General features: G+C 66.2%; 24 protein-coding genes. 12 read left to right on the top strand and 12 right to left on the bottom strand.

Annotation, left to right across the window (positions count from 1 at the left end; all coding sequences use genetic code 11):
* Nucleotides 1-8: 8 nt before the first annotated feature.
* From ASE64_RS14360 to ASE64_RS14350, 3 genes are read right to left on the bottom strand one after another with little or no spacing between them, the layout of a single operon-like run.
* Nucleotides 9-605 carry a TetR/AcrR family transcriptional regulator gene (locus ASE64_RS14360; protein WP_268750587.1) on the bottom strand — a complete coding sequence of 199 codons (597 nt, stop codon included), beginning with the start codon at nt 603-605 and terminating at the stop codon, nt 9-11.
* Between the two features lie 54 nt (nt 606-659).
* Entirely contained in the window at nt 660-1,589 is a 930-nt protein-coding gene (locus ASE64_RS14355; RefSeq protein WP_055781786.1) for a Ppx/GppA phosphatase family protein, read from the bottom strand.
* Nucleotides 1,590-1,599: 10 nt separating this feature from the next.
* The gene (locus ASE64_RS14350) at nt 1,600-2,070 is read right to left on the bottom strand and encodes a DoxX family protein (RefSeq protein ID WP_055781782.1); all 471 of its coding nucleotides are present in this window, start codon (nt 2,068-2,070) and stop codon (nt 1,600-1,602) included.
* Nucleotides 2,071-2,219: 149 nt separating this feature from the next.
* Between ASE64_RS14350 and ASE64_RS14345 the strand changes: the two genes are divergently transcribed.
* Together ASE64_RS14345 and ASE64_RS14340 are read left to right on the top strand one after the other, a co-directional pair.
* On the top strand, nt 2,220-2,783 hold the full coding sequence (locus ASE64_RS14345; protein ID WP_055781778.1) for a PadR family transcriptional regulator: 564 nt from the start codon (nt 2,220-2,222) through the stop codon (nt 2,781-2,783).
* Between the two features lie 5 nt (nt 2,784-2,788).
* A complete protein-coding gene (locus tag ASE64_RS14340) occupies nt 2,789-4,510 on the top strand; it encodes an ABC1 kinase family protein (RefSeq protein WP_055781775.1) in 1,722 nt (573 codons plus the stop codon).
* A gap of 10 nt (nt 4,511-4,520) precedes the next feature.
* Here ASE64_RS14340 and ASE64_RS14335 read toward each other — a convergent pair whose 3' ends face one another.
* Nucleotides 4,521-5,528: a LacI family DNA-binding transcriptional regulator gene (locus tag ASE64_RS14335; RefSeq protein ID WP_055781772.1), complete on the bottom strand. Its 1,008-nt coding sequence runs from the start codon at nt 5,526-5,528 to the stop codon at nt 4,521-4,523.
* A 223-nt stretch (nt 5,529-5,751) separates the two neighbouring features.
* Here ASE64_RS14335 and ASE64_RS14330 point away from each other — a divergent pair, with 223 nt between their 5' ends.
* From ASE64_RS14330 to ASE64_RS14315, 4 genes are read left to right on the top strand one after another with little or no spacing between them, the layout of a single operon-like run.
* A complete protein-coding gene (locus ASE64_RS14330) occupies nt 5,752-7,035 on the top strand; it encodes an extracellular solute-binding protein (RefSeq protein WP_055781767.1) in 1,284 nt (427 codons plus the stop codon).
* 10 nt (nt 7,036-7,045) lie between these two features.
* On the top strand, nt 7,046-8,062 hold the full coding sequence (locus tag ASE64_RS14325) for a carbohydrate ABC transporter permease (RefSeq protein WP_082466328.1): 1,017 nt from the start codon (nt 7,046-7,048) through the stop codon (nt 8,060-8,062).
* Nucleotides 8,062-8,937: a carbohydrate ABC transporter permease gene (locus ASE64_RS14320; RefSeq protein WP_055781765.1), complete on the top strand. Its 876-nt coding sequence runs from the start codon at nt 8,062-8,064 to the stop codon at nt 8,935-8,937. Before ASE64_RS14325 ends, ASE64_RS14320 begins: the two co-directional genes overlap by 1 nt.
* A 4-nt stretch (nt 8,938-8,941) precedes the next feature.
* A complete protein-coding gene (locus ASE64_RS14315; RefSeq protein WP_055781763.1) occupies nt 8,942-11,251 on the top strand; it encodes a glycoside hydrolase family 3 N-terminal domain-containing protein in 2,310 nt (769 codons plus the stop codon).
* Between the two features lie 9 nt (nt 11,252-11,260).
* Here ASE64_RS14315 and ASE64_RS14310 read toward each other — a convergent pair whose 3' ends face one another.
* Nucleotides 11,261-11,857 (bottom strand): GIY-YIG nuclease family protein, encoded by a 597-nt coding sequence (locus tag ASE64_RS14310; protein WP_156351900.1) that lies wholly within the window; start codon nt 11,855-11,857, stop codon nt 11,261-11,263.
* A 92-nt stretch (nt 11,858-11,949) separates the two neighbouring features.
* Between ASE64_RS14310 and ASE64_RS14305 the strand changes: the two genes are divergently transcribed.
* Entirely contained in the window at nt 11,950-12,543 is a 594-nt protein-coding gene (locus ASE64_RS14305) for an ECF transporter S component (protein WP_055781760.1), read from the top strand.
* Here the strand turns inward: ASE64_RS14305 and ASE64_RS14300 are convergent.
* The 3 genes from ASE64_RS14300 to ASE64_RS14290 all read right to left on the bottom strand — a co-directional run bounded on the left by ASE64_RS14300 (nt 12,540) and on the right by ASE64_RS14290 (nt 14,795).
* Complete coding sequence (locus tag ASE64_RS14300; RefSeq protein WP_055781757.1) at nt 12,540-12,977, bottom strand: hypothetical protein; 438 nt, start codon at nt 12,975-12,977, stop codon at nt 12,540-12,542. The two genes, ASE64_RS14305 and ASE64_RS14300, sit on opposite strands and share 4 nt — an antisense overlap.
* Before the next feature lie 179 nt (nt 12,978-13,156).
* The gene (locus ASE64_RS14295; RefSeq protein ID WP_055781754.1) at nt 13,157-14,200 is read right to left on the bottom strand and encodes an NAD(P)-dependent alcohol dehydrogenase; all 1,044 of its coding nucleotides are present in this window, start codon (nt 14,198-14,200) and stop codon (nt 13,157-13,159) included.
* An 82-nt stretch (nt 14,201-14,282) separates the two neighbouring features.
* Nucleotides 14,283-14,795 (bottom strand): MarR family winged helix-turn-helix transcriptional regulator, encoded by a 513-nt coding sequence (locus ASE64_RS14290; protein ID WP_055782127.1) that lies wholly within the window; start codon nt 14,793-14,795, stop codon nt 14,283-14,285.
* A gap of 40 nt (nt 14,796-14,835) precedes the next feature.
* Here ASE64_RS14290 and ASE64_RS14285 point away from each other — a divergent pair, with 40 nt between their 5' ends.
* Nucleotides 14,836-15,747 (top strand): DMT family transporter, encoded by a 912-nt coding sequence (locus ASE64_RS14285; protein ID WP_235480627.1) that lies wholly within the window; start codon nt 14,836-14,838, stop codon nt 15,745-15,747.
* Complete coding sequence (locus tag ASE64_RS14280) at nt 15,744-16,136, top strand: PPOX class F420-dependent oxidoreductase (RefSeq protein ID WP_055781748.1); 393 nt, start codon at nt 15,744-15,746, stop codon at nt 16,134-16,136. The genes ASE64_RS14285 and ASE64_RS14280 overlap by 4 nt, the downstream gene beginning before the upstream one ends.
* 26 nt (nt 16,137-16,162) lie before the next feature.
* On the opposite strand, the gene ASE64_RS14275 is transcribed toward ASE64_RS14280, so the two are convergent.
* Nucleotides 16,163-17,974, bottom strand: a complete 1,812-nt coding sequence (locus ASE64_RS14275; RefSeq protein WP_055781745.1) for a DEAD/DEAH box helicase — start codon at nt 17,972-17,974, stop codon at nt 16,163-16,165.
* 34 nt (nt 17,975-18,008) lie between these two features.
* Nucleotides 18,009-18,365: an MmcQ/YjbR family DNA-binding protein gene (locus tag ASE64_RS14270; protein ID WP_082466324.1), complete on the bottom strand. Its 357-nt coding sequence runs from the start codon at nt 18,363-18,365 to the stop codon at nt 18,009-18,011.
* A gap of 92 nt (nt 18,366-18,457) precedes the next feature.
* Here ASE64_RS14270 and ASE64_RS14265 point away from each other — a divergent pair, with 92 nt between their 5' ends.
* The gene (locus ASE64_RS14265; RefSeq protein WP_055781743.1) at nt 18,458-19,090 is read left to right on the top strand and encodes a hypothetical protein; all 633 of its coding nucleotides are present in this window, start codon (nt 18,458-18,460) and stop codon (nt 19,088-19,090) included.
* Between the two features lie 15 nt (nt 19,091-19,105).
* On the opposite strand, the gene ASE64_RS14260 is transcribed toward ASE64_RS14265, so the two are convergent.
* Together ASE64_RS14260 and ASE64_RS14255 are read right to left on the bottom strand one after the other, a co-directional pair.
* Nucleotides 19,106-20,104, bottom strand: coding sequence for an LLM class flavin-dependent oxidoreductase (locus ASE64_RS14260; protein ID WP_055781740.1), 999 nt, complete (start codon nt 20,102-20,104; stop codon nt 19,106-19,108).
* Between the two features lie 70 nt (nt 20,105-20,174).
* Entirely contained in the window at nt 20,175-20,429 is a 255-nt protein-coding gene (locus ASE64_RS14255) for a DUF4190 domain-containing protein (RefSeq protein ID WP_055781738.1), read from the bottom strand.
* A 354-nt stretch (nt 20,430-20,783) separates the two neighbouring features.
* On the opposite strand from ASE64_RS14255, the gene ASE64_RS14250 reads away from it, so the two are divergent.
* Both ASE64_RS14250 and ASE64_RS14245 read left to right on the top strand, forming a co-directional pair.
* Entirely contained in the window at nt 20,784-22,088 is a 1,305-nt protein-coding gene (locus tag ASE64_RS14250; protein WP_200920247.1) for a quaternary amine ABC transporter ATP-binding protein, read from the top strand.
* Nucleotides 22,085-23,029, top strand: a complete 945-nt coding sequence (locus ASE64_RS14245) for an ABC transporter permease (RefSeq protein ID WP_082466322.1) — start codon at nt 22,085-22,087, stop codon at nt 23,027-23,029. Before ASE64_RS14250 ends, ASE64_RS14245 begins: the two co-directional genes overlap by 4 nt.
* Nucleotides 23,030-23,068 lie beyond the last annotated feature (39 nt).

Genomic DNA, 23,068 nt, shown 5'->3' with positions numbered 1-23,068 from the left:
TCCAGTGTTCAGCGGCGCTGGTGATGCTCCGGCCTCGCCGACGAGACGAGCATGGAGAGTCCCAGTTCGAACGCGCGGGAGGCGACCGGATCCTCCGGATCCTCGTGCTCCAACGAGGAGAATGCCGCCGCGAAGCGCGGAAACCGCTCTTCCTGGCCGGTGGGATCGAAGACGACCTTCGGCCCGGACATGTCGAGGACGCTGCCGAGGATGAAGGACTCGAAGGCGGTCAGGAGTGGCAGCACGTCCGCGCTCGTCCACCCGACGGACTCTGCGGCGAGGGCGAAGTCCTCGTATTCGGCGAGAAGAACCGGTGCCGAAGCCCGTGTCGTCATCAGGAGTGGAATGGCGCGGGGGTGGCCGGCGAATGCCGAGCGATACGAGCGCGCCCACGCTCGGAGGCCGTCCTCCCACACCAGTTCGCGAAGGGGCCCCGAGTCGATGTTGGCCGAGACCATCGCTCGCACATCTTCGATGATGGCTGCCCGGTTGGGAACATGGTTGTAGAGAGAGGTCGGATTGACGCCGAGCTTCGCGGCGATTCGGCGCACACTCGCGCCGTCTGAGCCCTCTCGGTCGATGAGACCGAGGGCGGTGCGACCGATCAGTTCCCGGTTGAGCAGGGGGTGAGGAGGGCGAACGATGGCGGGCCTCCTTCTTCAGTCGTCGAGGGCATCGATGTAGCGGAGCACGATTCCCTCGCGCAGGGCCCACGGCGAGATCGTCATGGTCTGAACGTCGAAGACCTTCATCGCGGTGCGAAGCACGACGGCCCCGGCGAGGATCTGATATCCCCGCTCGGGGGTGATGCCGGGCAGATGCTCTCTCGTCGATCCGGTCATCGCCCTCAGCGTCGGCTCCCATTCGCGAAGGCCCGCGTAGTGCAGCTGCGCCAGGTCTCCGGTGACGGGATCGGACGGACCGCCCACCAACCGAGCGAGCGAGCGGATGGTCTTCGAGGTGCCGACGACCCGCTTCGGTCGAGGGCGGTCTGCGAAGAGCTCGTCACGCAGCTGCGTCAACTCGGCGCGGGCGTGCGCTCGCAGACGCGAGATGTCCGAACGCTGCGGCGGGTCCTCCGCGAGAAACCCGACGGTCGTTCGTCCCGCGCCGAGGGGGAGCGAGGCTTGCACATCGGGGTACTCGTCCGCGCCCTGGGCGATCTCGAAGGAGCCGCCACCGATGTCGAACAGCAGGATCTCGCCCGCCGACCAGCCGAGCCACCGTCGCACGGCGAGCATGGTGATCCTCGCCTCGTCTTCTCCCGACAGCACGACCAATTCGACGCCGGTCTCGTGCGCGATCCGGCGCAGTACGTCATCACCGTTCGTGGCCTCACGGATCGCGCTCGTGGCGGTCGAGATGAGATCGTCGACCCCGATCGTGCGGGCGGTGTCCGCCGATTCCTTCACCGCGGCCACGATGCGCAGCACGCCCTCCTCGGCGATGGCACCATCGGCATCCAGGTAGCGCATGAGACGCAGCGTCGAGCGTTGGGAGTGGTAAGGCACCGGGCTCGCGCCGGGGTGGGCATCCACGATCAGAAGATGAACAGTGTTGGATCCCACATCGATGACGCCAAGTCGCATGACGCGGAGTCTATTGGGTGTTCTGCTGTGCCGGACGACCCCGACGGCGGGCGCGCCACGCCTGCCATGCCCCGCTCGACCACAGGGCCCAGATCACCAGTACCGGTTGGAAGAGCAATCGGATGGACCGGGCCAGGTCTGTGTTCAGGCCGAAGGAGTCGGTGTGCGTCACGAGCTGGGAGATGTTGCCCGGGAAGATGGCGACGAAGAACGCGGCCACGATCCAGCCCACCTGAACGCGATAGCGGCCCAGAACGACGAGCGAGAGACCGAGCACGATCTCGACGATGCCGGATGCCACGACCACGACATCGCCGTCGATCGGCAGCCATGTGGGCACCTGCGCCAGGAAGGCCTCACGGTTGACGGTCAGATGACTGATACCGGCAAGCAGGAGGAACAGGCCGAGTGCGATGCGGAACACCGTTCGCACGAGGGAGGTTCGAGCGGGGCGCGGGGGAGTCGTGGCAGGGGTAGTCATGGAACAGCTTTCGAAAGAGTGGAGAATCACGGTGAGCGACCTCTCAAGACTCTCATCGATCCCTGATCGCCGATCGAGCACTCCCCGGCAGATCACAGCTTCGACGATATATCGTTGAGTATCGTTCGCGATCAATCCAGGAGGTCATCATGGGCAACTCATTCCCCGCAGGCGGATTCAACTTCGGCAATCTCGGCTCGCACACCGACGGCATGTGGCAGGCGATGGAGCAGCTCCGCGCCTCGTTCGACAAGAAGGCCGGTGCGGGAACCCGGATGGGCAAGGGCGACGTGCGCGCGGCGGTGCTCGCGCTGCTCGCCGAGCAGCCCATGCACGGGTATCAGATCATCCGCCAGATCGAAGAACGTTCGGGCGGCAGCTGGAAGCCGAGTGCCGGCAGCGTCTACCCGACCCTGCAGCTCCTGGCCGACGAAGGTCTCGTGAGCGCGGAGGAGTCGAACGGTCGCAAGACCTACGCGCTCACCGACACGGGCCGGCAGGTCGTCGACGCAGACGGTACGTCGACGCCGTGGACGTCGACCGACACGAAGGAAGACGCCCCCGCGTTCGGCGCCCTTCCCAAGGCCGGAATCGAACTCGCACAGGCCGCCGCACAGGTGGGTCGCACCGGAACGCCGGAGCAGGTGCAACAGGCCGTGGCCGTTCTCGAAGACGCTCGCCGACGTCTGTACTCGATCCTCGCGCAGGACTGACCGGAGTGTCGTCACTCAGGCCGGCCCGGGCAGATTTTTCGTCCGGCGCCGGCAACACGCGCGCGCGCTATCGCCGCATCCTGCGTTTCTCGGCCTGGCACCTGGCGGTCACGTGGTGGTACGAGCTGTTCCTGCCGCGCATCGGGCTCCTGAAAGTCGCCGAACGCACGCGAACCAGGCGCATGCGCCGATTCGCTCGAAGCTTTCACGTGCTCGCCGTCGATCTCGGCGGGCTCATGATCAAGGTCGGCCAGTTCATGTCGTCGCGCCTCGACGTTCTCCCTCCCGAGATCACGAAAGAACTCGAGGGTCTGCAAGACGAGGTGCCCGCCGTGCCCTTCTCGGCCATCCGGGCGCTCGCGGAGGCCGAGCTGGGTGTGTCGCTCGACACGGCGTTCGCGCGAGTCGACGAGACGCCGGTCGCCGCAGCATCCCTCGGCCAGGCCCACCGTGCCCTTCTCGCACCGGCCGCGGCGGCGGACACCGGCCTCACGGCAGTGGTGCTCAAGGTGCAGCGCCCCGGCATCGACGAGATCGTCGATGTCGACCTCGCCGCGCTGCGCAAGGTGGGCGGCTGGCTGAGCCACGTTCGACTCGTGTCGGATCGTGTCGACATGCCCTCGCTCGTCGAGGAATTCGCGGCCACGAGCCTCGAGGAGATCGACTACCTGCACGAGGCGGAGAGCTCCGAGAGATTCGCCGCCGACTTCGCGGGTGACGAGCGCGTCTCCGTTCCCGCGATCGTGTGGGAGCGCACCACGCGCCGCGTTCTGACGCTCGAAGACGTGACCGCGATCAAGATCACCGATGCGGCTGCTTTGCACGCGGCGGGCATCGATCCCGCCGACGTCGCCCCGGTCTTCGCCGCGGTCATGTTCGACCAGATGTTCACGAACGGCTTCTTTCACGCAGATCCGCACCCAGGCAACATCTTCGTGACGCCGACCGGCCAGGTATCGGATGCGACGGGCGGGGCGGGCTTCAGGCTCACCTTCATCGACTTCGGCATGATGGGCGAAGTCCCCTCGAACACCCGCAGCGGGCTTCGCAAGCTGCTCATCGCCGCCGCGTCGCGCGACGGCAAAGGCCTGGTGGATGCGATCCGCGACGTGGGCGTGCTGCTCCCGTCGGCAGACACGAGGGAACTGGAGCGCGCCATGACGCAGCTGTTCGCTCGATTCGGCGGCATGGGATTCGCCGAGCTGCGCGAGGTCGACCCGCGGGAGTTCCGCGAGTTCGCAGATCAATTTGGACATGTCGTCAGATCACTGCCGTTCCAGCTGCCGGAGAACTTCCTCCTGATCATCCGCGCGATGTCGCTCACGTCGGGGGTCTGCAGTGCGCTCGACGCGTCGTTCAACCTCTGGGATTCCGTCGAGCCCTACGCGGCCCAGCTGATCCGTGACGAACGCGGCAACGTCGTGAGCGACCTGGGTCGACAGGCGCTCGACAGCGCAACCATCGCGTTGCGACTCCCGAAACGCATCGACGGCCTGGTGACGCGAATCGAGGACGGCTCCATCGCCGTCTCCAATCCGGGACTCGAGCGGCGGGTGATCCGGCTCGAGCACGCGGCGCGGAGGGTAGTCTCTGCCCTTCTGTTCGGGGCACTGCTCGTCGCGGGCGCGTTGGTGCGGTCGGACGACACGGTATTCGGCACGGTGCTGATGGCGATCTCGGCGATCCCGCTGCTGCATGCGCTGTTCTCCGGGCGCCGCGCCGGCTGATCGGCTTCGCTCAGGTCACCTGTGCGGGCGGCGCGGTCGTGGCGCGGGCGACCAGTCGAGTGGGCAGCAGCACGTGGGTCGATGCGAGCGTCTCCCCATCCATCAGGCTGGTGAGCATGCGCGCCGCCGCCTGACCGATTCTCTGCATCGGCTGGCGAACGGTCGTGAGAGGCAGAGCCAGTCGGGATGCCTCGGGCACGTCGTCGAAGCCGACCACCGACAGATCGCGGGGCACCTCGAGGCCCAGCGACTGCGCGACGTCGATGATCGCGATCGCCGAGAGGTCGTTGGCGGCGAAGACCGCGGTGGGCCGATTGCCTCGTGTCAAGAGATCCTGGGCCGCGCGACTCGCGGTGTCGGCCTCGTAGAATCCGACGCGCACGAGAGCTGGATCGAATGGGATGGATGCGGCGGCGAGAGCCTCGCGATATCCCGTGTCACGCAGACGCGACGACTTGAGGTCGGGCCGACCTGATACGAAACCGATGCGTCGATGCCCCAGGCTGATCAGATAGGTGGTCGCCTCGAAAGCGCCACCCCGGCTGTCGGCTTCGACCGTCGGCAGATCGGCTCGACCGGTGTGTGGATCGACCGCGACGATCGGCACATCGGCGGCGACATTGACGATCGTCGGCGTCACGATGATGGCGCCATCGATGAGGGTGCCGCTCAGGCGGCTGAGTGATCGCCGCTCCCACCCGTCACCTTCTCCGCGCCGTGATCCGCTGTAGGCGAGCAGGTCGTACCGCGAGTCGCGCAGGCCGGCGGCGACGCCCTTCAAGACCTCTGCGCTGAACGGTTCGAATCCGGCGACGAGCACCCCGATCACGCCCGTGCGACGCGAGCGCATGCTGCTCGCGACGAGGCTCGACTCGTATCCGAGAGCCGCCACCACCTCGAGAACCCGGTCTGTCGTGACCGCGGATACGCCGTACCTGCCGTTGACCGCCTTCGACACGGTGGCGACGGAAACACCCGCCGCCGCCGCGACGTCGTGGATCGTCGCCCTCGCCATCATGGGCCGAGCATAGTCGCCGCGAGGGGCGTGCGAAAATGATTTCGAAAACGTTTGACGGTCTACAAGGGCTCACGCACACTGATCACGCCCGACCAGACAGCGTTGCCTCGGATGACGATCATTCCGGGTACTCGGTGGGACGGCACGACGCACCACCCGTGCACCAGCCAAGCGCCCGCACTGCCGCGGACGCCCCTCAATGAAGAGAGCAGGTACGAATCACATGAGACTCACCAAATTCGTCGCTGGCTCGGCCGCCATTCTCCTGAGTGCGCTCGCACTCAGCGGATGCAGCGCCGGATCGAGCGATTCGTCCGACGGAAAAGTCACGCTCACGATGTGGCACAACTCCACGACCGGAGACGGAAAGAAGTACTGGGCCGACACTGCCGCGGCGTTCGAGAAAGCGAACCCCAACGTCACGGTCAAGATCCAGTCGGTGCAGAACGAGGAGATGGACGGCAAGCTTCAGACCGCCCTCAACTCCGGCGACGCGCCCGACGTCTTCATGGCTCGCGGTGGTGGCAAGCTCGCCGACGTGGTCAAGGCCGGCCAGGCCATGGACATCAGCTCCGGTCTCACCGACGCGACCAAGACGGCCGTCGGAAACAGCCTGTCGGCCTTCGAGGTCGACGGCAAGAACTACGGAGTACCCGTCGCGGTGCTGCCCTCCGGCTTCTTCTACTCGTCGGATCTCTTCGCTCAGGCGGGGATCACCGAGACGCCGAAGTCGATCGCCGACCTCGAGGCCGCCGACGAGAAGCTCAAGGCCGCCGGCATCGACCCCATCGCGGTGGGCGCGAAGGACGCCTGGCCAGCAGCGCACTGGTACTACAACTTCGCGCTGCGAGCCTGCTCGCAGGACGTTCTCAACGACGCAGCGACGAGCCGCAACTTCGACGACGACTGCTGGTTGAAGGCGGGCGAGAACCTCCAGTCCTTCATCGACACGGAGCCCTTCAACAACGGCTTCCTCACGACCGCTGCCCAGCAGGGCGCTGGTTCCTCAGCCGGTCTGTTGGCCAACAAGCAGGCCAGCATGGAGCTGATGGGTGCATGGGATCCCGGAGTGATCGCGTCGCTCACCCCCGACCAGAAGCCTCTGGCCGACCTCAAGTGGTTCCCCTTCCCCTCGGTCGAGGGTGGCGACGGTGAGGCCGGAGCCATGATGGGCGGCGTCGACGGCTACAGCTGCTGGGTGAACGCTCCCAAGGAGTGCGTCGACTTCCTCAACTTCATGGCCGAGAAGAGCAATCAGGAGGCATACGCGACGGCCTTCCAGACTGTTCCCGCATCGACCGAAGCTCAGTCGACCGTCTCCGACCCTGCACTGAAGGACGTTCTGACGGCATACAACGACGCACCCTACGTGAGCGTCTGGCTCGACACCCTCTACGGACAGAACGTGGGCAACGCGCTCAACGTGGCCGTGGTCGACATGTTCGCCGGCAAGGGCGACGCACAAGGCATCGTCGACGCAGTGAACGCTGCGGCAGCGAAGTCGTAGGGAAGAACCGATGGCTGTCCTGCGCGAAGAAACGCACACACAAGACGCTGCGCGGGGCAGCCGTAGTCCTGCCGGGGGAGGCGCTCCAGCGCTGCCCCCGGTGGGGACACCCCCACGGGCACGATCCCGCTGGCCCAAGCGAGCAGAACTCCTTCTGCTCATCGGGCCCGCCCTGGTGGTCTTCGTGGCTTTCGTCATCCTGCCGGTGGTACTCGCCGCCTACTACGGATTCTTCAGCTGGTCGGGGTACGGAGCGGCGACCGACTTCGTCGGTCTGCGCAACTACGTCACGATTCTCACCGACCCGGCCTTCCTCGAGGCTCTCAGCCACAACGCGTTCATCGTCGTGATGTCGCTCGTGCTGCAGGGCCCCCTCGCCCTCGGCATCGCTCTGCTCCTCAACCGCAGACTCCGCTTCCAGTCGCTCATCCGGGTGCTGATCTTCGTGCCCTACGTCATCTCCGAGGTCGTGGTCGGTCTCGGCTGGAGCCTGATGCTCCAGTCCAACGGCGCACTGAACGGTCTTCTCGAGAAGGTCGGTCTCGGTGGCCTCGCCACCGACTGGCTGAGCGACCCGAGTGCGGCGATCTGGACTCTGCTGGTGATCATCACCTGGAAGTACGTCGGCTTCGCCGTGATCCTGTTCCTCGCCGGTCTGCAGGGCATTCCCGATGAGATCACCGAGGCCGCACGCATCGACGGTGCCAGCTACTGGCAGGTTCAGCGCTACATCGTTCTGCCGCTGATGGGACCGACGGTTCGCATCTGGGCGTTCCTGTCGATCATCGGCTCGCTCCAACTGTTCGACCTGGTCTGGATCGTCTGGGGCCAGTACGTCGCAGGCACGGCGGGCACGTCGACCATGGCGACGTACATGGTGGCCAACGGTCGCAACGCCGGCAGCTACGGCTACGGCAACGCTGTCGCGGTCGTCATCTTCCTCATCTCACTCGTCGTCGCGCTGCTCTATCAGCGCTTCATCCTGCGCCGCGATTCAGCGGTCACCACTACCGGAGGCGCACACTGATGGCCATCGCAGCACCGGTCGCATCGCGACCTCGCCGTAACCGGCGCGTCTCGGAACAGACCAGGCGCTCGAGCCTCGTCTCCTACTTCGTGGCCCTCGTCCTCATCGGATTGATGCTGGCGCCCGTCGCGTACATCATCCTCGGCGGCTTCCGCACGAACTCCGAGATCACGGTCGATCCCTCCGGATTCCCTCAGGCCTGGGCGTGGTCGAACTTCGGCGATGTGCTCGCCAGCGGTTCCTTCTGGACGCAGGTTCTGAATTCGACGGTCGCCGCGGTCTGCACCACGGCGTTCGTCGTCGCCTTGGGGCTCATGGCTGCATACGGTCTGTCGCGCTACGCGTTCCGCGGTCGGGCGGTCGTCTATGCGCTCTTCACCGCCGGGCTGATGTTCCCCCTCACGGTCGCCATCACGCCGCTGTACATCCTGGTTCGCAACCTCGGCCTGACGAACTCGCTCGCCGGCGTCGTCATTCCCCAGATCGCGTTCGCGCTTCCGTTGACCATCATCGTGCTGGTTCCCTTCCTCGCGGCCATTCCGAACGAGCTTCAGGAGGCCGCCGCCATCGACGGGCTCGGCCGTCTCGGTTTCTTCTTCCGCATGGTTCTTCGGCTCTCGCTGCCCGGTGTCATCACCGTCGGAATCCTGGCGTTCATCGGCAGCTGGAATGCCTATCTCCTTCCCCTGTTCATCTTGAACGGCGAGGCGTCGTACACGCTGCCGCTCGGAACACAGGCCTTCGCATCGCAATACGCGGTCGACACGGCCAAGGTGCTCGCCTTCACGTCCCTGTCGATGATCCCGGCGCTCATCTTCTTCAGTCTGTTCGAGCGCCGCATCGTCGGCGGTCTCACCGGCGCGGTCAAGGGCTGAGGGCATGAGCGTAGAACACGTGGAGATCGCCATCGCGACTCCCGAGGCATCGAGTCGCGTGCTCGAGCTGCTCTCGCAGATGACCCTCGAAGAGAAGCTCGCGCAGTTGGTGGGGTTCTGGGTCGACCAGGGCGACGAGGTCGTCGCGCCGATGGCCGGCGAGATGGCGTCGTCGACGAGATACGAGGATGCGACGGTGCACGGGCTCGGGCATCTCACCCGGGTCTACGGCACGCGTCCGGTCGACCCGGTCGAGCGCGCCTCCTGGCTATGGTCCGAGCAGCGTCGGCTGCAGACGGAGACCCGGCTCGGCATCCCCGCTCTCGTTCACGAGGAGTGTCTGACCGGACTCGCCGCCTGGAAGGCGGCGACCTTCCCGACGCCGCTGGCCTGGGGAGCGGCGTTCGACCCGCAGCTCGTCGAGCGTATGGGGCACGCGATCGGCCGCTCGATGCGCGAACTCGGTGTGCACCAGGGTCTCGCCCCCGTGCTCGATGTCATCCGCGACCCGCGCTGGGGACGGGTCGATGAGTGCATCGCCGAAGATCCATACGTCGTCGGCACGATCGGCACCGCCTACGTGCGGGGCCTGCAAGACGCCGGCGTGCACGCGACCCTCAAGCACTTCGTGGGGTACTCGGCCTCGCAGGCGGGCCGGAACCACGCCCCGGTCCACGTGGGTCGACGCGAACTCGAAGACGTGCTGCTTCCGCCCTTTGAGATGGCGGTGCGCACAGCGGGTGTTCGCAGCGTGATGAACTCCTATGCCGAGATCGACGGAGTGCCCGTCGCGGCGACTGCCGAGTACCTGACGGGCATCCTGCACGACCGCTGGGGTTTCGACGGCGTCGTCGTCTCCGACTACTTCTCTGTCGCTTTCCTCGAGACGATGCACGCCGTGGCGACGGATCGCGGCCACGCCGCCCACCTCGCCCTCGAGGCCGGAATCGACGTCGAGTTGCCGGGAGGAGACGCATATCTCGAGCCCCTGGCGCAGCGCGTCCGAGACGGTCGCACGCCCGAATCTCTCGTCGATCGCGCCGTAGCCCGCGTGCTGGCGCAGAAAGAGCAACTCGGCCTGCTCGACGCGACCTTCGACTCGCCCCCCGCATCCATCGATCTCGACGACGACGAGCACCGGGAGATCGCCCGCGAGCTGGCGGAGAAGTCGATCGTGCTGCTGTCGAACGATTCGACGCTGCCTCTCGGCGCTCCAGCGAGCATCGCCCTGATCGGCCCGAACGCCGGCAGCGCAGAGGCGCTGATGGGCTGCTACTCGTTCGCCAACCACGTGCTCGCGCACCACCCGGGCGTTCCTCTCGGATTCGAGATTCCGACGGTCGCCGAAGAGATGCGTGCACGGTATCCGGATGCCCGCATCGCCCTCCAAGAAGGCTGCGCGGTTGAAGGAGACGATCGCTCCGGTATCGCAGCCGCCGTCGAATCCGCTCGATCGAGCGATGTCGCCATCCTGGTCGTGGGCGACCGCGCCGGACTCTTCGGGAGGGGAACCGTCGGCGAGGGAAACGATGTGGAATCGCTCGAGCTGCCGGGTGTCCAGCGCGAGCTGGTCGAGGCGGTCATCGCGACGGGGACCCCCGTCATCGTCGTGGTCCTCTCGGGCAGACCATACGCGATCGGCTGGGCGCTCGACGGAGAGGGCGCCGCGGCCGCGGTCGTGCAGTCGTTCTTCCCCGGCGAGGAGGGAGGAAGGGCCCTCGTCTCGGTCCTTTCGGGCGACAGCGATCCGTCTGGCCACCTGCCGGTGTCGCTTCCGCGCTCGGCCGGAGCTCAGCCCTTCAGCTACCTGCATCCGCTTCTCGGCGGCCCGAACGAGGTGACCAGTTCAGACAGCACCCCCGTGCGCCCCTTCGGCTTCGGGCTGGGCTACACGACATTCGATCGCACAGAGCTGCGGGTCGAGGAGAGCGTTCCGACCGATGGCGTCATTCGAGCGAGCGTGCTCGTGCGCAATACCGGCCACCGGGCGGGCAGCGACCTGGTTCAGCTCTACGGGCACGATGTGGTCGCGAGCGTCACCCGCCCGGTCGCCCAGCTGCTCGGCTACGCGCGACTCGATCTCGAGCCCGGTGAGCAAGCGCGCGTTGTGTTCGAGGTTCCCTCCGCGCGGCTGGGCTTCAGCAACCGCGACTTCGTTCGAGTCGTCGAGCCCGGCGACGTGGAGTTGTGGGTGGGAGGATCGTGCGCCGAGAAGCAGGCCACAGCCACCGTGCGTCTGACCGGCGGCGACTACCTGTTCGGTTCGGATGCGCCGGCCGTCTCGGCAGTGACGATCGCCCGCGATCGGTCGTGAGTCGACGGGTCAGCCATGCGCCGCGAGGTGCTCGCTGACCCAGAGACTGTAGTCGTTCCATGGATCGTCGGCTCCGTGGCGGAGGCCGTCGATGTGCGCGAGCAGGTCGTCGTTGACGTCGAACCACTCGCCCACGCCGATGCGATGCTCGGCGAACTGCCGGTGGCGCCGCTGCTCGAGAACGCGCGTGCCGCGTTCGAACGCCAGAACCTCGTCGAAGCTCAGCTGGGCCAGTCGGGCGCGCGGATTCGCCGAGGTGCCGATCTTGATGCGATCGCCAGCCCGCAGGTAGTACACGACATCGAGGCGAGTGGATGCGACGACCCCGTCGGGCAGTTCGCCCACCTTCCACTCGCACACGCCGCACAGCCAGCCCGACGGGTAGCGTACGCCGAGCCGGGAGCCGCACGCCATGCAGGGCGAGGGGAGCACATCGGTGACGCCGACATCTCGGGCGACCCAGTCGTAGGCCGCGAGGTGATGGCGCAGGCACAAGCTCAACTCGGCGTGCGGAGGAACGGCGGCTCCGCACGTGCCGTGCGAGTCGATCGCGCTGCACGACAGGGGGATCGGCGAGGAAGCCTGTGGTCGGGATGCCGCATTCATGGCCACACGGTATCGCGTACCGGCGACATCCCGGCTAAGTTAGGGTTGCCTAAGTCGAGCGTCGACTCGGCACGATCGGAGAAGACGACACGATGAAACGAGCCTCGACCGCGTACCTGCTCACCTGCGCCGTCCTCGGTGTGGCGGGCGGACTGCTTCTCGCGCCCGCCAACTGGCTGTCGACGGCGCTCTACGCCTCGGTGCCGTTCTTCTCCGTCGCCATCGCCGGCCTCTGGCTGCTGCCGGCCGTCATCGCTTTGAGGTTGATCCAACGTCCGGGTGCCGGCCTTCTTGTGGGCGTCATCTCCGGGCTCGTACTCGCCCCGTTCTCGGGCTACGGCTTTGCGACCGTCGCGACGAACGTCTGGTGGGCGTTCTTCGCCGAGGTCGGCTTCCTCCTCGTGGGCTATCGGTTCTGGACGATCTGGCAGCACTACGCGGGTGCCGTCGTCGTCGGAGTGGCGTATCCGATCCTCGCGCGCCAGTCGTTCAACCTCGAGGCCTATCCGTTCGGTGTGCAGGCCGCCTTCTTCGCCTTGACCCTCGCCAGCTGCCTCGCCGGTACGGCGATGGGCATCGGAATAGCGTCGGCCCTTCGCCGCGCGGGTGTCGGAGCCGCTGCGCGCCGGCGCCCGGGCCCGGGCCCGGGCCCGGTCGCGGCCGCGGCCGCGGCCGAAGTCGCTTAGCGGACGGGATCTTTGTCCGTCGTCGCTGATGAGCTGACACGGTCTGTAGAACGCGACCTGATCTGCTCGAGTAGTTCGTCGTGTTGCACGCAGGCGCCGCAGGGGCAGCCGGACCACGCGTGCGGTCCCGCGAAGGACGCTGCCCGAGGCAGGTGCCCGAGACTGGGATAGTCGCGAAAGCTGTGGCGCGGAACCGTCGAGAAGTACCCCGTCGGGTCGAACACGATATGACCGAGAAGCTCGTGGCCGGCGAGAGCGGGATGATGCGTGATCACCTGGTCGAGCTGGAAGAGCCAGTCGTCATCGTCGCATCTCTCCACCGTGGTGGTGTGTGCGAGAACGTCGTAGCGCGAGCAATCTGGCTCTTCGTTCAGCGTCCACGCGATCTCGTCGATGAGCAACTCCACGATGTCGTATCCCGCCTCGATGATCATGCTCGACGGTAAATCGGCCGCCTTCGTATCCGGGTTTGGTCTAACTCGACGGGGGAGAAATGGAGCCGTCCCTCGCCTGGGGAGGACCGCTTGTGTTCTGCCGTGGCAGAACAAATGCCCGACCCCCTCCCGATCGCGCGGAGGAGTGTCGGGCATTCGTCAGTCGCCGGTGGCGTCGATCAGCCCAGCGTCGACACGTCGATCACGAAGCGGTAGCGCACGTCTGAGGCCAGGACCCGCTCGTACGCCTCGTTGATGTCGTCGGCGCCGACGAGTTCCGTCTCGGGTGCGATGTCGTGCTCCGCGCAGAAGTCGAGCATCTCCTGGGTCTCGCGGATGCTGCCGATGCCGGAGCCGGCGAACGAGCGGCGGTTGCCGAACAGGCTGAAGACCTGAACCGGCAGGGGCTCGGGCGGGGCTCCCACGCTCACCAGCGTTCCGTCGAGACGGAGCAGCGAGAGGTAGGCGTTGATGTCGATTTTCGCGCTGACCGAGTTGACGATGAGGTCGAAGGTGTTCTTGAGCTTGTCGAAGGTCTCGGGATCGCTCGTGGCGTAGTAGTGGTCGGCGCCGAGGCGCAGGCCGTCCTCCTGCTTGCTGAGGCTCTGAGACAGCACCGTGACCTCCGCGCCCATGGCATGGGCGATCTTCACGGCCATGTGGCCGAGTCCGCCCATGCCGACGACGGCTACCCGCGATCCGGGCCCGACCTTCCAATGAGCGAGGGGAGAGTACGTGGTGACACCGGCGCACAACAGCGGCGCGGCCTTCTCGAACGGAATGGCCTCCGGCACGCGCAGCACGAAGTCCTCGACGACCACGATGTGGGTCGAGTAGCCGCCTTGGGTGATCGAGCCGTCGCGGTCGACGGAGGCGTAGGTGCCGGTGTTCCCGTTGAGGCAGTACTGCTCCTCGCCGGCGAGGCAGTTCTCGCATTCGCGGCACGAGTTGACCATGCAGCCCACGCCGACGCGGTCGCCGACCTTGTGCAGAGTGACCTCTGAGCCGACCTCGGTGACGGTTCCGACGATCTCGTGACCGACAACCTGCGGATACGTGATGTCACCCCACTCGCCGCGGACGGTGTGGATGTCGGAGTGGCAGATGCCGGAGTAGGCGATCTCGATCAAGACGTCTTTCGCGCCGACGTCTCGGCGCTCGATGGTGGTTCGGGACAGGGGTTCGCTGGCGGAGGTCGCGGCGAACGCATTCACTGTAGGCATACTTGATTATCTCCCGCCGTTCCCGTGCTCGGGCTGGGCGCGAGACTGTGCTAGTCGGCGTCCGGCGGCGTCCGCCGGGCGTCTATGCCTCGAAGTGCGCCAGCCACGTGGTCAGCAACGATTCGAGCTGGGCGAGTTGCTCATCCGTGAGCCCGTCGAGCAATCGCCGCTCGTTCTCCATGTGCTCGGTGAATGCTCTATCGATGACCTCTCGGCCGGCCTCCGTGAGAGCCACCACCCGAGAACGGCTGTCGTGCTCGCTGACTCGTCGGGCGACGAGCCCGGCGCGCTCGAGGCGGTCGACCCGTTTGGTGATCGCTCCCGTAGTGACCATGGTGTGAGCGGCAAGCTCGCCCGGCACACGTTCGTAGGGGGCGCCCGCGCGACGGAGAGCGGCGAGCACATCGAACTCGCCCTCGCCCAGATCGTGCTTCGCGTACACCTCGAGGATGGAGTCGGTCAGGTGCATACCCAGGCGATGCACACGCCCGATGACTCCCTGTGGCCTCACGTCGACATCGGGTCGCTCACGAGCCCACTCCTGCTGGATGCGGGCCACATGATCGTGGGTGGGGAGCGGCTGGCCTACTGACATGATCCCCATCTTACCTTCCGTGGAAGCTATACTAGCTTCCATGGAAGCTAAATCATCGATGAGCGATCGAAACGGGCCAGGCTCGTGGGCCCTGCTCACGGCGATCGCTCCGATCGCCTGGGGCACTACCTACTTCGTCACTCGGGAATTCCTGCCCGACGGGTACCCGCTGTACGGCGCCCTCATTCGAGCGCTACCGGCCGGAATACTCCTTCTTTTGCTGGCTCGGCGGCGGCCGAGAGGATCGTGGTGGTGGAAGTCGGTGGTCCTGGGCACGCTCAATATGGGCGCGTTCTTCGTGCTTGTCTACCTTGCCGCGCAGCTCTTACCGACGAGCATCGCGTCGACGGTCATGGCGGCCGGGCCGGTGGTCATGCTGATGCTCGCCTGGGCCATTCTCGGCGCGCGACCGCGTGTCGTCCAGGTCATCGCGTCGGCCATCGGCATCCTCGGTGTCGCTCTTCTGCTGCTGACCGGAGCCCAGGCTGTGAATCCCGGCGGCGTCGCGGCATCCGTCTCTGCCCTGCTGATGTCGTCGCTCGGCTACGTGCTGGCGAAGAGGTGGGGGGACGATGTCGACGCGCTCTCGTCGACCGCCTGGCAGCTCATCGCAGCCGGTGTGCTTCTCGCCCCCGTCGCCGTCATCGTCGAGGGTGCGCCGCCGACGATGGATGTCACGATCATGCTCGCCTACGGCTACATCTCGATTGTCGGCACGGCGGTGGCGTTCGTCGCCTGGTTCACCGGCCTGCGGCATCTCGGCGCGGGAACGGTGGGACTGATCGGTCTGTTGAACCCGGTAACCGGGGTGCTGCTCGGAACGCTCGTCGCCGGCGAGCTCCTCACGCTCAGGCAAGCCGTGGGAGTCATGATCATCCTCGCCGGGGTGCTGCTCGGGCAGCCGACATTCTCAGGCGCCCTGATGTCCGCGCGTGCTTGGATGAGGACATGACTGACATCATCCCCACCGGCTACGCGGAGCTGCTCGAGAACCCGAACTACGGTCATCTAGGAACGGTTCGACCCGACGATACGGTGCAGGTGAATCCGATGTGGTTCCTGCGCGACGGAGACACGCTGAGGTTCACGCACACCACGAAGAGGGCCAAGTTCAGAAACCTCCAGCACAACTCCTCGATGAGCCTGTCGGTCATCGATCCCGATGAACCGTTCAGATATCTCGAAGTGCGCGGGCGTCTCATCGCCGTCGAACCCGACCCCACGGGCGCGTTCTATGTCGTGCTGGGCAAGCGCTACGGCAACCCGGCGCAGACGCCGCCGCCCGACTCTGCGGATCGTGTCGTTCTCGTGATGAGTATCGAGAAGACCACGAAGCAGTAGCCGGGGGCGACAGCGGCAGGGTTCGCTCAGTCGCGGCCGTAGCGCGGTCGATCTTCGCGCTTGGCCGAGTTACCTGCGCGATCAGGGCGCAGCTCGATCAGCTTGCCGCTGATGCGGGTGTTCTGAAGGCGGTCGAGCACGTCGCCGGGCAGGTCGCTCGGCAGTTCGACCAGCGAGAAGTCGGGCCTAATCTGGATGGCACCGAAGTCTCCGCGGTTCAGGCCGCCCTCGTTGGCGATGGCACCCACGATCTGCCGGGGCTCGACCTTCTGCCGCTTGCCGACCGCGATGCGGTAGGTGGTCTTGGGTCCACCGGAGCTGCGCGGCGCACGGTCGGGGCGATCGCCGCGCTCGGGGCGCTCCCATTTGTCGCCGTGGGTTCCTCGCTCGGCGCGAGCGGGACGGTCGTCGCGGAACCGATCGTTTCGCTCGGGCCGCTCCCGCGAATCGCGCTCGAATCGCGGCGTGCGCACCGGCTCGGGGTCGAGCAGCAGGGGAGTGTCGCCCTGCGCGACCACGGCGAGCGCCGCGGCCACGTCGGCCTCGGGTACGTCGTGGTGCTCCACGTAGTGTCCGACGATGTCTCTGAACTGCTGGATCTGCTCCGGCTGGCTGAGGGCGGCGGTGATCGCGTCATCGAAGCGCGTGAGGCGCGTCGCGTTCACATCGTCGACGCTCGGCAGCTTCATCTCTGTCAGCGGCTGGCGGGTCGCCTTCTCGATGGCCGTGAGCATCCGGCGCTCACGCGGGGTGACGAAGCTGATCGCGTCGCCGGTGCGCCCCGCTCGCCCCGTACGGCCGATGCGGTGCACATACGACTCGGTGTCGATGGGGATGTCGAAGTTGACGACGTGGCTGATGCGCTCGACGTCGAGACCGCGCGCGGCGACATCGGTCGCGACCAGGATGTCGAGCTTGCCCGACTTGAGCTGGTTGACGGTTCGCTCACGCTGAGCCTGGACGATGTCGCCGTTGATGGCCGCTGCGGAGTAGCCGCGAGCGCGCAGCTTCTCTGCGAGTGTCTCTGTCTCGTTCTTCGTGCGGGTGAAGACGATCATCCCCTCGAAGTTCTCGGTCTCGAGAATGCGTGTCAGAGCGTCGACCTTCTGGGGGTACGACACGATCAAGTAGCGCTGCGTCGTGTTGACCGACGTCGTGGTCTTGTTCTTGACCGTGATCTCTTCGGGGTCGTGCAGGTACTTGGCCGAGATACGCCGGATCTGGGAGGGCATCGTCGCGGAGAACAGAGCGACCTGCTTGTCTTCGGGCGTGTCCGCGAGGATCGTCTCGACGTCTTCGGCGAAGCCCATCTTGAGCATTTCGTCGGCCTCGTCGAGAACCAGGTACTTCAGCTGCGAGAGGTCGAGCGTGCCCTTTTCGAGGTGGTCCATGATGCGACCGGGCGTGCCGACGACGATATGCACGCCGCGGCGCAAAGCGGAGAGCTGCACGCCGTAGCCTTGGCCGCCGTATACAGGCAGCACGTGAACTCCCCGCAGGTGTGAGGCGTACTTCTCGAACGCTTCGCAGACCTGCAGGGCGAGTTCACGGGTGGGTGCCAGGACGAGGGCCTGAGGGGTCTTTTGCGCGAGATCGAGGCGCGACAGAATCGGCAGGGCGAACGCCGCGGTCTTGCCGGTACCCGTCTGGGCGAGTCCGACGACGTCGCGGCCGTCGAGAAGAAGGGGGATCGTTGCGGCCTGGATCGCGGACGGGGTCTCATAACCCACGTCTTTGAGTGCCTTGAGAACCGCGTCGTCGAGCCCGAGATCGGAGAATGTCTGCTCGACCTGCGCGGTGTCGGCCTCGGTCGGGCCGGAAATTGTAGAGGATGCCATCCTCCAACGGTAGCCCAACGAGTGGGCGCGGGCGTCAGGCGGGCCGTTTGTCGCGGGGGAGCCCTGCGACGACGAGCTCGTACGAGTTCACGATCAGGTCTGTGACGAGCTGGGGATCGACGTCGGGGCCGATGGTCACGGTCACCCAGTGACGCTTGTTCATGTGGTAACCGGGGGTGATCCATCCGTAGTCCCTGACCAACGCCTCGGCGTGCGGCGGATCTGCCTTCAGCGTCACCGTGACAGGCTCGCCGTCGAGGTTCGTGATGGCGAACACCTTGCCGACGACCTTGTACACGCTCGTCTCAGGCCCGAAAGGATTCTCGTCGCGCGTGGCCGGCAGCGCGTCGCACACGGCGAAAATGTCCTCTCGTGCGAAGTGCTGCTGCATGATCCGAGCGTACAGTTGGCGTAGTCGCCATGAACAGCTATCACCAGCCCCCGTCGAGGCCGGTCGCCCGGCCCGCCTCCCGACGCTCACGAGTGACGCGTCGCGTCCTCGGCGTCGCCGCGGGCGCTGCGGTTCTCGCTCTCGCCTCGCTGACGGCGCTTGCTCCTCCGCCTGCACCGGCTCAGGATGACCTGGCGGCCGCGAGCTCCGCGTCTGGATACTCGGCTTCGGAGCAGGTGCTGGACCTGCCCGCTGGGCTCAGCCAGGCATCCGTCACGCGTGATTCGTTCGCCACGGTGGCCGGGGTTCAGGGTCTGGCCAAGGGGAGCACGAACCGCGATTGGGCAGAGCTCGTGCTGCTGCTCGGCGACTTTCCGCGCACCGACGACAACATCACGGTCATGATGCGATGGATGAGGCAGGAGAACGGCCCCGACGACTGGTGGAACCGAAACAACCCGCTGAACAACGGCTGGGGATCCGGGGGCAACAGCGGTCTGGGAAGCTACGACAACCTCGTCATCGCCGCCGAGAATGCGGCCGAGGCGCTGCACGGCAACCCGGGCTATTCCGCTATCGTCGCCGGCTTCTCCTCGTCGGCTCCCACTGCCCAGATCGAGCAGGCGATTTGGGCGTCTCCCTGGGCCACGAGCCACTACGCGAACGGTGGCCACTGGTCGTATGCCCCGGTGCCGGTGATCGAATCTCCCGCCGGCACCTGGTGATCGACGTGCGATCGGCTAGACGGACACCCTGTTCATCGCTTCGGCCGTGAGTTCGATAGAACGAAGCCGCCCGCGCAACTCGGGGGACTGGTGCGCGATGATCAATTCGTCGGCCTGCGAGTGGCGAGCGAAGTCCTCGAGGTAGTCCCGCACCTCTGAGGGGGTGCCCACTGCGGAGTAGGTCATCATCGAGGCGAGCTGGCGACCGTTCGGCGTGGTGAGGAACTCGTCGATCTGAGCGTCGCTGTAATCGGGGGTCGCGGGGCCTCGGGAGATCATGCCGCGCACTCGGGCGCGCCGCGTCGTCGCGGCCTGCTCGACCGCGTCATCGTGATCGTCGGATGCCACGACATTGACTCCCGCGATGACGTGCGGCTCGGCGAGTTGCTCCGAGGGTCGGAATCCGCCGCGATATGCGGCGACGGCCTCGTGCAGCGCGTCGGGCGCGAAATGCGACGCGAACGCGTAGGGCAGCCCGAGCTGCGCTGCGAGCTGCGCGCCGAAGAGAGACGAGCCGAGGATGTAGAGCGGCACGATGCCGCGAGCGCGGGGCACGGCTTGCACGCCCGGGATGCGCGAGTCGCCGCTCAGGAATCCCTGGAGTTCGACCACGTCCTGGGGAAAGGATTCCGCCGACATGGGGTCACGACGGAGAGCGCGCATCGTATTCTGATCGCTTCCGGGTGCGCGCCCCAGGCCCAGGTCGATGCGCCCCGGGTAGAGCGTCTCGAGGGTACCGAACTGTTCGGCGACGGTGAGAGGCGAGTGGTTCGGAAGCATCACCCCACCCGACCCGAGCCTGATCGACGACGTGTGCGCCGCGACGTACCCGATCAGAACGCTCGTTGCGGACGACGCGATGCTGGCCATGTTGTGGTGCTCGGCGTACCAGACCCGACGGTATCCCGTGCGTTCGGCCGCCTGGGCGAGGGCGACGCTGCCCTCGAAGCTCTCGCGCGCGGTCTGGCCGGGTGCGATGGGGGCGAGATCGAGAATGGACAGCGGAATCGACATGGTGTGACAGCTTTCGTTTCGAGTTCTCGGATGGTGCTTGGAGCTAGCCATCCTGTTCACTCAACGACTCTCAGGCCCCGGACATTCCATGGGTGATGAAGATGATCACGGTGACGGTGATCGCGATCAGGTAACCGAGCAGAGTGAGGTAGCCGATGACGAGCCCGATGATCGCCATGACGCGACCCTGTTCCCGGGTGCGTCTGATCTGCGCGATCGAGACGTGCCCGAGGATGATCGGCACGATGGCGAAGCCGAGGATGCTCGTGACGAGCGTCACGATGGAGAGAACGTTCGTGCGGGGATTCTCTCCGTGTGCATCCATGGTCCACACGTTACCCGAAGGTAACGAAACGGCATCGTTCGCAATCGCTGTCGTGTAGCGGATCGCGGCGTATCGTTCGTGCCATCTCGAGCAGAATACCCCCGTTCGAGGGTGGCATGAGTTTCAACGGGCATCGGATAGCTGTTACCGTTGTGCCCGGTCCATTGGCCAATCACCCCCAAGACGCGCACCCTCAGGCCACTTGCCGTGGGTTCGTACGGTAAGCCGTGACAGCGACTCTCGGTGGCTTCCGCCCGCGCTGTTTGATGCGTCGAGAGCGATCACGGCAACCCGTCTGCGAGTACGGAACACGTCTGGCGACCGCCTTTAAGCTGCGCTGCGCTGCCAGTCGTGATGGAGATTCCTCACGTGACACTGACAACCCCGGCATTGAAGGCCGAACACCTCTACAAGGCATTCGGTCGCCGATCATCCGACATCGTCGACAGGCTGAAGGCCGGCAGTACCAGAGCGGAGCTGTCGTCTCTCGGAACAGCCGCCGTCATCGACGCGTCCTTCGACGTACAACCCGGCGAGATCTTCGTGGTCATGGGCCTGTCCGGCTCTGGCAAGTCGACGCTCATCCGCATGCTCAACGGACTGCTCGACGCCAGCAGCGGCAGCGTGACCATCGGCGGCTCTCCCATCACGGGCGTGCCGAAGGCCAAGCTGCGCGAGGTCCGTCGCCAGAAGGTGTCGATGGTGTTCCAGCACTTCGCGCTGCTTCCCCACCGCACCGTCATCGACAACATCGCCTACGGCCTCGAGATCCAGGGCGTGTCCAAGGCCGAGCGCACTCAGCGCGCCCGTGACATGGTCACGACCGTCGGTCTCGACGGCTGGGCCGACTCCCTGCCCGGCGAACTCTCGGGCGGCATGCAGCAGCGCGTCGGTCTGGCCCGCGCTCTCGCCGCCGATACTGATGTCCTGCTCATGGATGAGGCGTTCTCAGCCCTCGATCCGCTGATTCGCCGCGAGATGCAGGAGCAGCTCATCGAGCTGCAGCAGAAGCTCGGCAAGACCATCGTCTTCATCACCCACGACCTGAACGAGGCGATGTTCCTCGGCGACAGGATCGCGGTCATGCGCGACGGTCGCATCGTGCAGATCGGTACGCCGGAAGAGATCCTCACGGATCCGGCGAACGACTACGTCGCCCAGTTCGTGCAGGACGTCGACCGGGCCCGAGTGCTCACTGCCTCGAGCGTGATGGAACAGGCGAAAGCAGTCATCCCCCTGTCGGCCGGACCGCGCGCCGCTCTCCGCATCATGCGCGACCTCCAGACCTCCGCCGTCTTCGTCACACGACGGGACCGCAGCCTCGCAGGGGTCGTGCGCGACCGCGACGTGCTTCGTCAGGTCAAGTCAAACCAGAACGACCTCGAGGCGATCCTTCGTCATGAGGCCACCGTCGTCCCCACCGACGCACATCTCGTCGACTTGGTCGAGCCATCCGTCGGCAGCGACCTCCCGATCGCGGTCGTCGGCGACGACGGACGGCTGCTGGGTGTCATCCCTCGCGTGACCCTGCTTGCCGCGCTCGGCAATGTGTCGACCGGCACGGGAGATGTCCCCGTGCAGCTTCCGCCGACGACCCTGACGATGGAGGTCATCGCGGAGACTCTCCGCGAGCCCACGACGGAAGGGGCTGTCCTATGAGCGACTTCCGTCTCGACCTCGGAACCTGGGTCGCCGGGTTCATCTCGTACGTCACCGACACCTTCGGTGGGGCATTCGATGTGGTTCGCGCCATATTCCTGGCCGCATACGATGTGGTCGACCTGCTGCTCGCGTCGCCGCCCTTCTGGGCGGTGATCCTGATCGCCGCCATTCTCGGATACTTCGCCCGAGGCTGGAAGTTCGCACTCGGCACCGCCGTCGGCCTGCTCGTCATCGTGAGCGTGGATCAGTGGGAGAACGCGATGGATACGCTCGCGCTTGTTCTCGTCGCGAGTGTGCTGGCGATCGTGGTCAGCATCCCGTTGGGCATCTGGGCCGCAACCTCGTCGGTGGCGTCGAGGATCATCCGCCCGGTTCTCGACTTCATGCAGACGATGCCCGCCTTCGTCTACCTGATCCCCGCGCTCATCCTCTTTCGCGTCGGTGTCGTTCCGGGAATCGTGGCGACCGTCATCTTCGCCCTCGCCCCCGGTGTGAGACTGACGGAGCTGGGCATCCGTGGTGTCGACAAGGAGATCGTCGAGGCCGGTCAGGCTTTCGGCGCATCGCGCTGGCGCATCCTCAGGCAGATTCAGTTGCCCCTTGCCCGTCCCACGATCATGGCCGGCGTCAACCAGGTGATCATGCTCTCGCTCTCGATGGTCGTCATCGCGGGCATGGTCGGTGCCGGGGGACTCGGTGCTCAGGTCGTCGCGAGCCTCAACCGGATCGACGTCGCATTGGGCTTCGAGGCGGGCCTCTCCGTGGTCATCCTCGCGATCTTCCTCGATCGTCTGACCGGCGCGCTCGGTGACGGCGACACGGTGCTCGGCCGGATGCTGGGGGCCCGTGCCGCACGACGACGCGCCTCGGCCGCGCCCGCGGCGCCAGAGCACCACACCGAACCGGCGCCGGAGCGCGCCGACCCGGCCCTCGTCTGACCGGCGGCGGCTCGCACACCTCTCTCACCCGACGGGTGG

Origin of the sequence: Agreia sp. Leaf210, from assembly GCF_001421485.1 — a bacterium.
Lineage (GTDB): Bacteria > Actinomycetota > Actinomycetes > Actinomycetales > Microbacteriaceae > Agreia.
Note: the sequence above shows the minus strand (reverse complement) of the source record. Positions and strands in the feature narration are given on the sequence as shown.

Coding starts and splice junctions, on each gene's coding strand:
- ASE64_RS14330 (WP_055781767.1), top strand. CDS start 5,752: ATGAGACTCACCAAATTCGTCGCTGGCTCGGCCGCCATTCTCCTGAGT.
- ASE64_RS14335 (WP_055781772.1), bottom strand. CDS start 5,528: ATGATGGCGAGGGCGACGATCCACGACGTCGCGGCGGCGGCGGGTGTT.
- ASE64_RS14295 (WP_055781754.1), bottom strand. CDS start 14,200: ATGCCTACAGTGAATGCGTTCGCCGCGACCTCCGCCAGCGAACCCCTG.
- ASE64_RS14305 (WP_055781760.1), top strand. CDS start 11,950: ATGAAACGAGCCTCGACCGCGTACCTGCTCACCTGCGCCGTCCTCGGT.
- ASE64_RS14270 (WP_082466324.1), bottom strand. CDS start 18,365: ATGCAGCAGCACTTCGCACGAGAGGACATTTTCGCCGTGTGCGACGCG.
- ASE64_RS14320 (WP_055781765.1), top strand. CDS start 8,062: ATGGCCATCGCAGCACCGGTCGCATCGCGACCTCGCCGTAACCGGCGC.
- ASE64_RS14280 (WP_055781748.1), top strand. CDS start 15,744: ATGACTGACATCATCCCCACCGGCTACGCGGAGCTGCTCGAGAACCCG.
- ASE64_RS14345 (WP_055781778.1), top strand. CDS start 2,220: ATGGGCAACTCATTCCCCGCAGGCGGATTCAACTTCGGCAATCTCGGC.
- ASE64_RS14255 (WP_055781738.1), bottom strand. CDS start 20,429: ATGGATGCACACGGAGAGAATCCCCGCACGAACGTTCTCTCCATCGTG.
- ASE64_RS14310 (WP_156351900.1), bottom strand. CDS start 11,857: ATGAATGCGGCATCCCGACCACAGGCTTCCTCGCCGATCCCCCTGTCG.
- ASE64_RS14285 (WP_235480627.1), top strand. CDS start 14,836: ATGGAAGCTAAATCATCGATGAGCGATCGAAACGGGCCAGGCTCGTGG.
- ASE64_RS14350 (WP_055781782.1), bottom strand. CDS start 2,070: ATGACTACCCCTGCCACGACTCCCCCGCGCCCCGCTCGAACCTCCCTC.
- ASE64_RS14275 (WP_055781745.1), bottom strand. CDS start 17,974: ATGGCATCCTCTACAATTTCCGGCCCGACCGAGGCCGACACCGCGCAG.
- ASE64_RS14290 (WP_055782127.1), bottom strand. CDS start 14,795: ATGTCAGTAGGCCAGCCGCTCCCCACCCACGATCATGTGGCCCGCATC.
- ASE64_RS14245 (WP_082466322.1), top strand. CDS start 22,085: ATGAGCGACTTCCGTCTCGACCTCGGAACCTGGGTCGCCGGGTTCATC.
- ASE64_RS14325 (WP_082466328.1), top strand. CDS start 7,046: ATGGCTGTCCTGCGCGAAGAAACGCACACACAAGACGCTGCGCGGGGC.
- ASE64_RS14260 (WP_055781740.1), bottom strand. CDS start 20,104: ATGTCGATTCCGCTGTCCATTCTCGATCTCGCCCCCATCGCACCCGGC.
- ASE64_RS14300 (WP_055781757.1), bottom strand. CDS start 12,977: ATGATCATCGAGGCGGGATACGACATCGTGGAGTTGCTCATCGACGAG.
- ASE64_RS14355 (WP_055781786.1), bottom strand. CDS start 1,589: ATGCGACTTGGCGTCATCGATGTGGGATCCAACACTGTTCATCTTCTG.
- ASE64_RS14315 (WP_055781763.1), top strand. CDS start 8,942: ATGAGCGTAGAACACGTGGAGATCGCCATCGCGACTCCCGAGGCATCG.
- ASE64_RS14250 (WP_200920247.1), top strand. CDS start 20,784: ATGGAGATTCCTCACGTGACACTGACAACCCCGGCATTGAAGGCCGAA.